Source organism: Bacillus sp. AY2-1, from assembly GCF_008368965.1.
Classification (GTDB): Bacteria; Bacillota; Bacilli; order Bacillales; family Bacillaceae_G; genus Bacillus_A; species Bacillus_A thuringiensis_S.
On record NZ_QPEL01000031.1, the window covers coordinates 42,555 to 53,843 of the forward strand.

Here is an 11,289-nt window from a genome sequence, read left to right on the forward strand (position 1 = left end):
TATAATAAACGAAAAAATGAAAACGCTTTAAAGGGGGATATAACCAATATGATGATGAATGTACCGCTAACAATTAGTTCTATGATGGAAAGAGCAGAAAAACTGTTTTCAAAGAAAGAAATTGTTTCACGGACACATGATACAGTTACGACGTTAACGTATAAGCAGTTAGGTGAAAGGACGAGAAGGCTTTCTAGTGCGTTAAAAAAATTAGGAATTAAAGAAGGCGAGCGTATAGGAACGTTAGCGTGGAATCATCATCGACATGTGGAAGCTTATTTTGCTATTCCTGGTATTGCTTCTGTTTTGCACACAATTAATATTCGTTTATCACCTCAACATATTTCATACATTATTCAGCACGCAGAAGATCGCATTCTACTTATAGATGAAGATCTCGTACCACTCGTTGAAAATATTCAATCACAATTATCAACTGTACAAGCCTACATTATTATGACTGATAAACATGAACTTCCAAATACTACGCTAGAACCTGTATATCATTATGAAAAACTATTAGAAGAAGGCGATCCAAATTTCCAATTTGTAAAAGATATTGATGAAAATACACCTGCTGGTATGTGTTATACGTCAGCGACTACAGGGAATCCAAAAGGTGTTGTATATACGCATCGTAGTACTGTACTGCATTGTATGGCACTCGGTTTAGCGGATACAGCTGCTTTATCGGAAAGTGATGCGGCGATGGCAATTGTACCGATGTTCCATGTGAACGCTTGGGGACTTCCTTTTGCAGCTACTTGGTTTGGAACTAAACAAGTTCTGCCAGGACCAATGTTTACTCCAAAAATTTTATTAGAGATGATCCAAGCTGAAAAAGTAACGATAGCAGCAGGTGTGCCGACAATTTGGCTCGGTGTATTACAAGAATTAGAAAATCATAGTTACGATTTATCTAGTATAACGAGAATATTATGCGGTGGTGCTGCTGCACCGAAAAGCGTTATTAAAGCATTTGAACAAAAATATAATGTTCCTTTCGTACATGCATATGGTATGACTGAAACGAGCCCACTCGTAACACTTGCACGTTTAAAAAGTTATGAAACAGAATTATCATATGAAGAGCAATTAGAAATCCGCTCAAAACAAGGATATCTTGTCCCTGGTGTAGAGATGAAAGTAGTCGGTACAAAAGGTGAAGTGAAGTGGGATGGTACTGAGATGGGAGAGTTATGTTTACGAGCACCTTGGATTGCTGAAAGCTATTATAACGATGATCGTACTGTCGAAGGATTCCGAGACGGTTGGTTATATACTGGTGATGTTGTTACAGTTGACGAGGAAGGCTGCGTGAAAATTGTTGATCGTACGAAAGATGTTATTAAAAGCGGGGGAGAATGGATTTCCTCAGTTGACCTTGAAAATGCTTTAATGGCACATGATGCTATATTTGAAGCGGCCGTTGTTGCAGTTCCACACCCGCAGTGGCAAGAGCGTCCAGTTGCCTGCGTTGTACAAAAGGCAAATAGCACTGTTACAAAAGAAGAACTATATGAATTTTTAAAACCACAGTTTGCAAAGTGGTGGTTACCAGACGATATTGTATTTATGCAGGAAATTCCGAAAACATCTGTTGGGAAGTTTTTAAAACAGGCGCTTCGGAAAGAACTTGAGCATTTGCATAAGGAGAAATAATGGGAAAAATAATTGTAAACCTATATTTAAAATAAGTTGACAAATACTAAATAGAAAGATAATATAACTCCTATAATATGTTATCTGAAAAACATTTTAAGTTTACAAATAGGAGAAGCAAATATGAATACAAAAAACTTAGTTTTCGTCGCTTTATTTAGTTCTATTATGGGAGTGTTAGGGTTAATACCTCCAATTGCTCTTGCTATTACACCAGTTCCGATTACATTACAATCACTCGGTGTTATGCTTGCTGGTGGATTGTTAGGATCACGTCTTGGTGCGTTAAGTCAGCTTATTTTCTTACTTATTGTTGGAGTTGGGGCACCATTACTTGCAGGTGGACGAGGTGGTCCAGGTATATTTGTTGGGCCAAGCGCAGGATATTTACTTGGTTATATTGTAGGAGCATTTGTTATTGGTTATTTAATTGAGCGTTTACGTGAAGTTTCTATTATAAAAGTATTATGCATTAATATAATTGGTGGTATTTTCGTAGTTTATGTATTTGGTATCATTGTACAAGCATTCGTAATGGATATTTCTATATGGCAGACGATGAAAGTGAGTGTCGTATTTTTACCAGGTGATTGCATAAAAGCGATTATAGCAGCAATTCTTGTAACGAAATTACATCGTTCATTGAAACATATTATTACGCCTGCTCTAAAGAGTGGGAAATATACAAATGCGGGATAAGAAAGAGAAGAAACACGTTCATTGCGTGTTTCTTTTTATTATTTTGTAAAGAAAGGACGTCTCAAATGGGGATTACAAAAGAATATAAAAAGTATGCCTCTTTACTATCAAGTAAAATAGCAATAAAGGAAAATGCTCGAGTATTAACATATAAAGAGTGGTTTGAGTCAGTATGTAAAGTAGCAAACTGGTTGAATGAAAAAGAATCGAAGAATAAAACGATAGCAATCCTATTAGAAAATCGTATAGAGTTTTTACAACTATTTGCTGGTGCTACTATGGCCGGATGGGTTTGTGTGCCGTTAGATATAAAGTGGAAAGAGGATGAGCTCAAAGAAAGAATTGCGATCAGTAACCCAGCTATGATTGTGACAGAGCGATATAAGGTAAATGATCTACCGGATGAAGAAGGAAAAGTAATTGAAATTGATGAGTGGAGAAGAATGATAGAGAACTATCTGCCTGCATATGCCCCTGTAAAAGATGTACAACATGCTCCGTTTTATATGGGATTTACATCGGGATCGACTGGGAAGGCGAAAGCATTTTTACGTGCACAACAATCGTGGGTTCATAGTTTTGATTGCAATATACATGACTTTCATATGAAAAAAGAAGATTCTATTTTAATAGCTGGGACGCTCGTTCATTCTCTTTTTTTATACGGCGCAATAAGTGCATTATATGTAGGGCAAACGGTGCATATTATGAAAAAATTTATTCCAGATCAAGTGCTGGATAAGTTAGAAACGGAACACGTTTCGGTCATGTATACAGTTCCGACAATGCTTGAATCATTATATAAAGAAAATAGAGTAATAGAAAATAAAGTGAAAATTATTTCGTCAGGAGCGAAATGGGAAGCTGAAGCGAAAGAAAAAATAAAGAATATATTTCCTTATGCGAAAAGATATGAATTTTATGGTGCATCAGAGTTAAGTTTTGTAACAGCACTAGTCGATGCAGAAAGCGAAAGAAGGCCAAATTCAGTAGGAAAACCTTGTCACAATGTGCAAGTTCGAATATGTAACGAAGCAGGAGAAGAAGTACAGAAAGGCGAGATAGGAACTGTTTATGTGAAAAGTGATCAGTTTTTTATGGGCTACATATTGGATAAGGTTTTAGTTCCAGAGTTGACTGCGGATGGCTGGATGACAGTGCGAGATGTAGGTTATGAAGATGAAGAAGGCTTTATATATATAGTAGGTAGAGAGAAGAATATGATTTTATTTGGAGGAATTAATATTTTCCCAGAAGAAATAGAAAGTGTATTACATGAACATACAGCTGTTGATGAAATAGTTGTAGTTGGTGTGAAAGATAGTTATTGGGGTGAAAAACCTGTCGCCATCGTAAAAGGAAGTGCTACGAAGCAACAATTAAAAAGTTTTTGCTTACAACGATTATCCTCGTTTAAAATACCGAAAGAATGGCATTTTGTAGATGAAATACCGTATACAAATAGCGGGAAAATCGCTCGTATTGCAGCAAAAAATATGATTGAAAACCTGGAGAAAATATATGAATAGAGCGGTTATTGTAGAAGCAAAAAGGACACCTATTGGTAAGAAGAATGGGATGTTGAAAGATTATGAAGTTCAGCAATTAGTAACGCCGCTTCTTACGTTTTTAAGTAAAGGAATTGAGAGAGAAATAGACGATGTCATATTAGGTAATATTGTGGGGCCGGGAGGGAATGTTGCGAGATTATCTGCTTTAGAAGCAGGACTTGGCTATCATATTCCTGGTGTAACGATTGACCGGCAATGTGGTGCCGGATTGGAAGCGATTCGTACTGCATGTCATTTCATTCAAGGCGGCGCAGGTAATTGTTATATTGCAGGAGGAGTAGAGAGTACAAGTACATCACCTTTTCAAAATAGAGCGCGATTTTCACCAGAAACAATTGGTGATCCTAATATGGGAGTGGCGGCTGAATATGTTGCAGAGCGTTATAATATAACGCGAGAAATGCAAGACGAGTATGCTTGCCTTAGTTATAAACGGGCACTGCAAGCATTAGAGAATGGATATTTACAAGATGAGATACTTTCGTTTAATGGATCTTTTGACGAAGCTATAAAACGAGAAATGAATTATGAAAGAATGATTAAAAGAACAAAGCCCGCATTTTTACAAAATGGTACAGTAACGGCAGGTAATTCGTGCGGTGTAAATGATGGAGCATGTGCCGTTCTTGTAATGAAAGAGGGGCAAGCACGAAAATTAGGATACAAGCCTGTTCTTCGTTTCGTTCATAGTGCTGTAGTGGGAGTAAATCCAAATCTTCCGGGGACTGGTCCGATATTTGCGGTAAACAAATTATTAAACGAAATGAATGTAAAAGTAGAGGACATCGATTATTTTGAAATAAATGAAGCGTTCGCTTCAAAAGTTGTTGCTTGTGCAAAGACGTTACAAATTCCGTATGAAAAATTAAATGTCAATGGTGGAGCAATTGCGCTCGGTCATCCGTACGGTGCATCTGGTGCTATGCTCGTAACACGATTGTTTTATCAGGCACAAAGGGAGTATATGAAATATGGAATTGCGACGTTAGGAATTGGTGGTGGAATAGGGTTAGCGCTATTATTTGAAAAAGTAGAAGACTAGAAAAGAACTAGTTTTCTACTTTTGAGGAACATAAGCATTGCTACCAGGTTTTGCTTTTATTTCATTCCAAGCAGCGATAGCATCAGTTTTTGATTTCCCTTTGTTATTTGGATCTTCGAAAAAGTCGCGAGTAAAGCGATTGTATTCAAACTGTGCGCTGATAGTTGTTTTATAAATAGGATCTTTTTTTCGTTCGTTTTCTTCATACCAAAACGTTATCGCGTCTTCATATGTTTTTCCGACATTCTCTTTAAAAAATTTTTGGAGAGCTACTGTAAAGCGGAAGTTTGCTCCGATTTTTTCTTTGAAAAAAGCACGAACATCTTCGCTACAGCGGTGATTGTTAGTAATAATCGTTTGAAGAGAAAGTTCTTTATAAGAGAGAGAAGCTTTACTCACCTTTTGACCAGAGCTGTTTTTTAATATTTTACCAGTAGTTAAATAATGTGAGATACGCTCAGTTATTTCAATCTTAGAGCCACTAGCTGGCAAACCATGCTCACGGCAAAATGTTTGGAGTTCTGCTTTTAACCAATAATAGTTTTGGAAAACTTCAAGTGATATAGGTTTTGTTAAGGGTGGACGCATAGATGTAACAACTTCTTTCTTCCATAATTTTCTTTAATTATAAAACATACGTTCTTTTTGTGGAAGGATTAATTTGTAAATATAATGGGAAGAGGGGATTACATATGGAAAATGTAATGCAAGTTCGTGTTACGGGAATTTTAATTGAAGGTGAAAAAGTATTGCTAGTAAAGCAAAAAGTTGCTAGTCGCAATTGGTCTTTACCTGGGGGAAGGGTAGAGAATGGTGAAACGTTAGAAGAAGCGATGAGTCGAGAGATGAGAGAAGAAACAGGGTTAGAAGTTAAAATTAAGAAGCTACTCTATGTTTGTGATAAACCGGATGCTAGCCCATCTTTATTGCATATTACGTTTCTGCTTGAAAAGATTGAAGGTGAAATTACGCTACCTTCTAACGAGTTTGATCATAATCCGATTCATGATGTGCAAATGGTACCGATTAAAGATTTAAGTCAATATGGTTTTTCGGAAACTTTTATCACTCTTATAAGTGAAGGTTTTGCAAGTGCAGGGAGTTACCAAGGATTGAAACAAAATATTGGTTTGTAAGTATAGAGTAAGGATAGCTGTTAGCTATCCTTACTAAAAATGCTTTACACCGCCGACTGTAAAGAAGAAACAAGCTGATTTAAAAATTCATCTCCGCTCATAATTGCTCTCCCGCCACCGCGAGCACTCTTCTTATTTCCGCCACCTTTTCCTTCGATTGTAGGAAGAGCGTCTTTTAAAAGAGCATTCATATCGAGTGATACTGATTTTCCGCAAGCGAGAATACATTGTAGTTTGTCATCATTTTCGATGACGAAATACGTAATTGCATGCTCTTGTTGTTCTGTAATAATAGCGGAAAGCTTTGCGATTTCTTGCATAGAACGATTTGTAAATACTTTAGAAATAAGTATGTCAGCATGAATTTTTATGGGCTGTAGAAGTAGTTCATTTGCCTCTGCAAATAATAATTTTTCATTCATTGTTTGTATTGCTTTTTCATTTTCTTTTTGAGAAGTAAGAAGTTGTGCTACTTTTGCTGGGATATCACTCTCGCTACTGTTTAATTGTTTAGAAACATCTTTCATAATTTGTTGTTGTTTGCCCATTAAATTTAGTGTGCGCCAACCAGCGATAAATGTTAATCGTATGCCACCTTTATTGCGCTCCCACCCTAGTACTTGAATAGGACCTACTTCACCTGTACGTTTCGGATGCGTTCCGCCACAGCCGTTGTAGTCGAAGTTCTCAATTATAACAACACGTATATTTTCTGTTATAGTCGGTTCTTTACGAAGGGGGAATGTTTTCGCTTTTTCTAAGTTCATCCATTCGATATGGATTTGATGGTTTTCGAAAACAATTTTGTTGGCAATGTTTATTGCTTTTTCAACCGTTTCTGTATGAAGATTTTCTATTTCTAAATCAATTGTTACCGTTTCTTTACCAAGGTGGAATCCAATCGTAGGTATGTTAAAATGATCCCAAAAAGCAGCAGATAAAATGTGCTGAGCCGCATGTTGCTGCATATGATCAAAACGGCGCTCCCAATTGATTTTACCTTCTACTTCTTCTGTATGTAATTTTTCTACAATGAAGTGACGAATTTCCCCATGTATCTCTTCTACATTGATTACATCGATATCATTTAATGTGCCAGTATCATGCGGTTGTCCGCCACCTGTCGGATAAAATGCGGTCTCGTTTAAAACGACGTATAAGTTACCGTCTTTATCATAATCTTGCTTTATAATTTTTGTAGTAAAGTCTTGCTTATAAGCGTCAGTGTAATATAATTTTTGCTCCAATTTTCTTTCCCCTTTCGCGTTCACTAGTTTCATTGTAAAGCAATTGAAATTAGTTTCCTAATATTTCAGAAGAAAGAAACTATTTTTAGAATTTTCTTGCTATAATAAGAAAAAGAAAATGCGGGGGTGGAATGAATATGTTATATGAAAACGGCGTAGATAAACTTCTTAGTTTAAGTAAAAATATTTCTGAATTGTATCGAGAATTAAATGAAATGACCCGGATTTTAACGGATTGTAATCGAGAAAGTGTGAAGTTTGATCGGTTATATGTAAAAGAGTTACTGTGGAAGAAAGAAGATGTAATAGAGAAATATGACCAGCTACTTGTGCAACTTTGTATAAATGAATGCTTTGATTTAAAAAGTGTCATTACAGGGGAATATAAGTATACATATGAAGAAGTAGAAAACATAGTTTTACAATTTAATGAAAAGTATAATGTCGCAATCTTAATTAAAGATGTGTGTAAAGAATTACAGTTCACATATGGAATTGATATGGACATAACGAGAACAACTCGGGTATCAACAGCTCAAGTATAGAAAAAGGAAAAGAAAGCAGATCCTTTGCTTTCTTTTTTTTATGTAAGAACGGGGAGAGTAGGTTTAGTGATGAAGGGGAAGTTACAAAATATTCATCCGTTAGGAATGACAATTATAATAGGGACTTTATTTGCGAGGTTCGCCACGTCAATGAGCATTCCTTTTTTAGCAATTTATTTAACGACTGTTAAAGGTGTATCAGCTGGAATGACAGGTGCTATTATCGGAACGAGTGCACTTGTTGGTGTTTTTGCTAGTTTTATCGGAGGGAATTTATCAGATCGATTTGGCCGGAAAACGATTATGCTCTGGTCCATGATCGTTTGGATTTTTGTGTTTATAGGTTTTTCACTTGCGGATCATGTTTTAAGTTTCTTTTTATTAAACGCTTTAAATGGATTATGTAGGTCGTTTTTTGAGCCAACATCAAGAGCATTATTATCAGATTTAACGAAACCAGAGTATCGTTTACTCGTATATAATTTGCGTTACGGTGCAATCAATGTTGGAGTGGCGATTGGCCCTCTTGTCGGATTACAGATTGGAAGCGCAAAATCTACAATTCCTTTTTTAGTAGCAGCTGGAGTGTACATTCTATATACAGCTATATTAGCATTCCAATTTAAGAAGTATCCAATTGAAAAAAAGAAAATAAATACAGAAAAACCTGTCACAATGTTAAATGCAATTCGCATTTTGCGAAAGGATGTCGTATTTTTAGTTGCTTTAGTCGGTATTATTTTGAGTAATTGTGGTTTTTCTCACTTAACGACAACAGTATCTCAATATTTTGCAAATGCACATATATTTCAGGATGGAGTGAAATTATTTTCATATATGTTAGCTTTAAATGCGATTGTTGTAGTGATTATCCAATACCCTGTTATTCAAATGTGCAAAAAGTATACACCGTTAACATCAATTATGGTGGGGACTTTATTTGTAAGCGGAGGATTATTTGGCTTTGGAATAGTAGAATCTATGCTAAGTGCTGCCGTTTGTACAATTATTTTTACAATTGGAGAAGTCTTAATGTTTTCGATGACGGATGTATTTATTGATGATATTGCTATTGCGCATCTAAAAGGAACATACTTCGGTGCGATGGGCTTTTCGGGAATTGGAGCAGTAATAGGTCCGTGGTTTGGAGGAGTACTTCTCGATTACTACGGCTACCAAAATGGGTTTGTAGTATTTTCAGCACTAGCTATATTTTCAACTGTGGCATTTCCTGTGCTTTTAGTTACAAAAGGTTTATCGAAAAAAAGATATGATGCAAATTCTAATATAGAAATGCATGCGAAATAACATAAGCCCCAGTAACCAACTGGGGCTTAGTTTATATTATATTAACTCTTAATTTGAAAAAAGAACTTTTTTTTCATGCTTATCAGCAACTTCATTTTTGGAAATATGAATGGCTAAAAATCCGTTTTCTAAGCAGGCTAGCATCTTTTTATAAATGATAGTAGTAGGTAAAGGGATTGTTCGTTGTAAGGAAATGTTTTTATGAAGTATGCATATAGCTAGGCCTGTCTCTAACTTTTTAATGAGTACATTTTGTTCAGTGACATTTTGTACATCTGTTTCCAAAATATATTCTTCTTCGGTTTCGCAAAGGTCGATGTGAATTTGATTTGGAAAGCTAAAGTTACTATAAGAATCGGAACAAAATTGATCCATCCATTCTTCGAAACCATCAACATGAAAAAGACAATTCTTCTTTTTCTTGCCCATGTAAGACACCCTCCGTAAAATATCAATTCATATCATGTTATGCATGAATGAAACAGAGGTGAAGAATAAATGATGAAATACAAACATTTTATGTTGAATGTGCACGGTATGTGAATATTTTTTATTACATATCATGATGTGCATGTTTTTTTTGGCGTGAATGGTTACGGTTTTTTACTTTATGAGATCCGCTTAATGGCTCAGGTTGTCCTTTTTTTTCTTTAGATTCACGATTGTTTTTACTCATTATATGTGACACCTCCTCTTTCTTTTTAGAATGAGAGAAGTTGACGATTTTATACAAGAATGTTTTTAGAAAAAAAGGTAAAGATAAAGGGGACTAACTATTATAGAAAGGGGATTATATAATGCCATATCATAAAGATAAGCAACAAGCCTTTCAAGCGGCACAGCAAGGAGTTACACAAGCAGAAAATGCATTTAATAATATTGTGAAGAATGACCCTAACTATGGTCATGATTTAAAAGAGTTACGCCAAGAGGTTCAGGAAGCATATGAACAAATTCAAAATGCACTAGAGGTAGCTTCAGAAACACAACGTCCACAACTTGAGCAATATGAAAATAATCTCCAAAATATAATGCGAAATGTAGATCAATTAGAAAAGTAAATGAGGTTGTTGTCTATTCGACAACCTTGCTGCTTTAGTGAACGTTATGTTAAAACAGAAAATTCTTTTAATAGTTTTTTCTTTATTATGCGCAGTACATATATTTCAAGTGGAAAAAGTGGAAGCGAAAATGTTGCTCAGAAAAGAGTTAGAACCAACTGGTTATGTAACATGGGAAGTACCTAATAATGAAAAAATTATTGCAATTACATTTGATGATGGGCCAGATCCAACATATACACCGCAAGTTTTAGATTTATTACGTCAATATAAGGCTGAAGCGACATTTTTTATGATTGGATTTCGAGTTCAGCGCAATCCATATTTAGTGAAACAAGTGTTAAAAGAGGGACATGAAATTGGAAATCATACGATGAATCATTTGTATGCGAGTAATTCGTCAGATGAAAAATTAGAAAATGATATTTTAGATGGAAAGAAATTTTTTGAAAAATGGGTGAAAGAACCTTTGCTATTCCGTCCTCCTGGTGGATATATTAACGATGCTGTATTTAAAACAGCGAAAGAAGCTGGTTATCAAACTGTTCTATGGTCATGGCATCAAGATCCACGTGATTGGGCAGATCCAGGGGTCGAATCCATTGTAAATCATGTAGTGAAAAATGCTAAAAGTGGCGATATTGTATTGTTACATGATGGAGGAAATGATCGTAGTCAAACGGTAGCAGCGCTAGCAAAAATTTTACCTGAGTTGAAAAAGCAGGGCTATCGATTTGTAACGGTTTCGGAATTACTACGTTATAAACATTAGAAAAAATCCCAAAAGGAAAATAGACCTTTTGGGATTTTTCTTTACTGGTTCTTTTTACGTTTCTTATTATTTTGTCGCTCTGCTGGAGTTAAAGGCTCGTTTGCAAATTCTTCATTGTAACCAGTTCCTTGTCCTTGTGCAGATGCAACATTCATTCCTGAAATAGTATGATTTGCTTTTCTTTTACCCATTTTATTTCACCTCTATAACATTTTTTGTATGTTGAATGATGAGCAGTTCATAGTA

Annotated in this window: 14 protein-coding genes; 9 read left to right on the top strand and 5 right to left on the bottom strand. The window is 35.6% G+C overall.

The annotated features are described in order from the left end of the window. Window positions 1–48 precede the first annotated feature (48 nt). The 4 genes from DN403_RS08675 (at window position 49) to DN403_RS08690 (ending at window position 4,974) form a co-directional block, all read left to right on the top strand. Complete coding sequence (locus DN403_RS08675) at window positions 49–1,662, top strand: long-chain fatty acid--CoA ligase (RefSeq protein WP_074790228.1); 1,614 nt, start codon at window positions 49–51, stop codon at window positions 1,660–1,662. Window positions 1,663–1,785: 123 nt separating this feature from the next. Next, complete coding sequence (locus DN403_RS08680; RefSeq protein WP_001093320.1) at window positions 1,786–2,361, top strand: biotin transporter BioY; 576 nt, start codon at window positions 1,786–1,788, stop codon at window positions 2,359–2,361. A 65-nt stretch (window positions 2,362–2,426) separates the two neighbouring features. Then, a complete protein-coding gene (locus DN403_RS08685) occupies window positions 2,427–3,890 on the top strand; it encodes an acyl-CoA synthetase (RefSeq protein WP_106081775.1) in 1,464 nt (487 codons plus the stop codon). Beyond that, entirely contained in the window at window positions 3,883–4,974 is a 1,092-nt protein-coding gene (locus DN403_RS08690) for an acetyl-CoA C-acyltransferase (RefSeq protein WP_064476989.1), read from the top strand. Before DN403_RS08685 ends, DN403_RS08690 begins: the two co-directional genes overlap by 8 nt. Before the next feature lie 15 nt (window positions 4,975–4,989). Here the strand turns inward: DN403_RS08690 and DN403_RS08695 are convergent, their stop codons facing one another. Then, entirely contained in the window at window positions 4,990–5,562 is a 573-nt protein-coding gene (locus tag DN403_RS08695) for a DUF6434 domain-containing protein (RefSeq protein ID WP_149185393.1), read from the bottom strand. Window positions 5,563–5,666: 104 nt separating this feature from the next. On the opposite strand from DN403_RS08695, the gene DN403_RS08700 reads away from it, so the two are divergent. Beyond that, a complete protein-coding gene (locus DN403_RS08700; protein ID WP_000432585.1) occupies window positions 5,667–6,110 on the top strand; it encodes an NUDIX hydrolase in 444 nt (147 codons plus the stop codon). Window positions 6,111–6,154: 44 nt separating this feature from the next. Here the strand turns inward: DN403_RS08700 and DN403_RS08705 are convergent, their stop codons facing one another. Continuing rightward, the gene (locus DN403_RS08705; protein ID WP_017763506.1) at window positions 6,155–7,357 is read right to left on the bottom strand and encodes a serine-tRNA(Ala) deacylase AlaX; all 1,203 of its coding nucleotides are present in this window, start codon (window positions 7,355–7,357) and stop codon (window positions 6,155–6,157) included. A gap of 137 nt (window positions 7,358–7,494) precedes the next feature. On the opposite strand from DN403_RS08705, the gene DN403_RS08710 reads away from it, so the two are divergent. Both DN403_RS08710 and DN403_RS08715 read left to right on the top strand, forming a co-directional pair. Then, window positions 7,495–7,902: a hypothetical protein gene (locus DN403_RS08710; protein WP_000965134.1), complete on the top strand. Its 408-nt coding sequence runs from the start codon at window positions 7,495–7,497 to the stop codon at window positions 7,900–7,902. 69 nt (window positions 7,903–7,971) lie between these two features. Next, window positions 7,972–9,210 carry an MDR family MFS transporter gene (locus DN403_RS08715; protein WP_002082353.1) on the top strand — a complete coding sequence of 413 codons (1,239 nt, stop codon included), beginning with the start codon at window positions 7,972–7,974 and terminating at the stop codon, window positions 9,208–9,210. A 48-nt stretch (window positions 9,211–9,258) separates the two neighbouring features. On the opposite strand, the gene DN403_RS08720 is transcribed toward DN403_RS08715, so the two are convergent. Beyond that, on the bottom strand, window positions 9,259–9,639 hold the full coding sequence (locus DN403_RS08720; RefSeq protein ID WP_000516758.1) for an Hsp20/alpha crystallin family protein: 381 nt from the start codon (window positions 9,637–9,639) through the stop codon (window positions 9,259–9,261). A 124-nt stretch (window positions 9,640–9,763) separates the two neighbouring features. Beyond that, on the bottom strand, window positions 9,764–9,886 hold the full coding sequence (locus tag DN403_RS08725; protein ID WP_000042142.1) for a small acid-soluble spore protein P: 123 nt from the start codon (window positions 9,884–9,886) through the stop codon (window positions 9,764–9,766). Window positions 9,887–10,007: 121 nt separating this feature from the next. On the opposite strand from DN403_RS08725, the gene DN403_RS08730 reads away from it, so the two are divergent. Continuing rightward, the gene (locus DN403_RS08730) at window positions 10,008–10,271 is read left to right on the top strand and encodes a hypothetical protein (protein ID WP_001146295.1); all 264 of its coding nucleotides are present in this window, start codon (window positions 10,008–10,010) and stop codon (window positions 10,269–10,271) included. Between the two features lie 46 nt (window positions 10,272–10,317). Continuing rightward, window positions 10,318–11,043 (top strand): polysaccharide deacetylase family sporulation protein PdaB, encoded by a 726-nt coding sequence (pdaB, locus tag DN403_RS08735; RefSeq protein WP_000917688.1) that lies wholly within the window; start codon window positions 10,318–10,320, stop codon window positions 11,041–11,043. A gap of 41 nt (window positions 11,044–11,084) precedes the next feature. Here the strand turns inward: pdaB and sspO are convergent, their stop codons facing one another. Continuing rightward, window positions 11,085–11,234: a small acid-soluble spore protein O gene (sspO, locus tag DN403_RS08740; protein WP_000518060.1), complete on the bottom strand. Its 150-nt coding sequence runs from the start codon at window positions 11,232–11,234 to the stop codon at window positions 11,085–11,087. Between the last annotated feature and the right edge of the window lie 55 nt (window positions 11,235–11,289).

Excerpts from the sequence above, each read along its gene's own strand:
- DN403_RS08680 (WP_001093320.1), top strand. The coding sequence starts at position 1,786 with ATGAATACAAAAAACTTAGTTTTCGTCGCTTTATTTAGTTCTATTATG.
- DN403_RS08720 (WP_000516758.1), bottom strand. The coding sequence starts at position 9,639 with ATGGGCAAGAAAAAGAAGAATTGTCTTTTTCATGTTGATGGTTTCGAA.
- pdaB (WP_000917688.1), top strand. The coding sequence starts at position 10,318 with ATGTTAAAACAGAAAATTCTTTTAATAGTTTTTTCTTTATTATGCGCA.
- DN403_RS08725 (WP_000042142.1), bottom strand. The coding sequence starts at position 9,886 with ATGAGTAAAAACAATCGTGAATCTAAAGAAAAAAAAGGACAACCTGAG.
- DN403_RS08700 (WP_000432585.1), top strand. The coding sequence starts at position 5,667 with ATGGAAAATGTAATGCAAGTTCGTGTTACGGGAATTTTAATTGAAGGT.
- DN403_RS08690 (WP_064476989.1), top strand. The coding sequence starts at position 3,883 with ATGAATAGAGCGGTTATTGTAGAAGCAAAAAGGACACCTATTGGTAAG.
- DN403_RS08710 (WP_000965134.1), top strand. The coding sequence starts at position 7,495 with ATGTTATATGAAAACGGCGTAGATAAACTTCTTAGTTTAAGTAAAAAT.
- sspO (WP_000518060.1), bottom strand. The coding sequence starts at position 11,234 with ATGGGTAAAAGAAAAGCAAATCATACTATTTCAGGAATGAATGTTGCA.
- DN403_RS08675 (WP_074790228.1), top strand. The coding sequence starts at position 49 with ATGATGATGAATGTACCGCTAACAATTAGTTCTATGATGGAAAGAGCA.
- DN403_RS08730 (WP_001146295.1), top strand. The coding sequence starts at position 10,008 with ATGCCATATCATAAAGATAAGCAACAAGCCTTTCAAGCGGCACAGCAA.
- DN403_RS08685 (WP_106081775.1), top strand. The coding sequence starts at position 2,427 with ATGGGGATTACAAAAGAATATAAAAAGTATGCCTCTTTACTATCAAGT.
- DN403_RS08695 (WP_149185393.1), bottom strand. The coding sequence starts at position 5,562 with ATGCGTCCACCCTTAACAAAACCTATATCACTTGAAGTTTTCCAAAAC.
- DN403_RS08715 (WP_002082353.1), top strand. The coding sequence starts at position 7,972 with ATGAAGGGGAAGTTACAAAATATTCATCCGTTAGGAATGACAATTATA.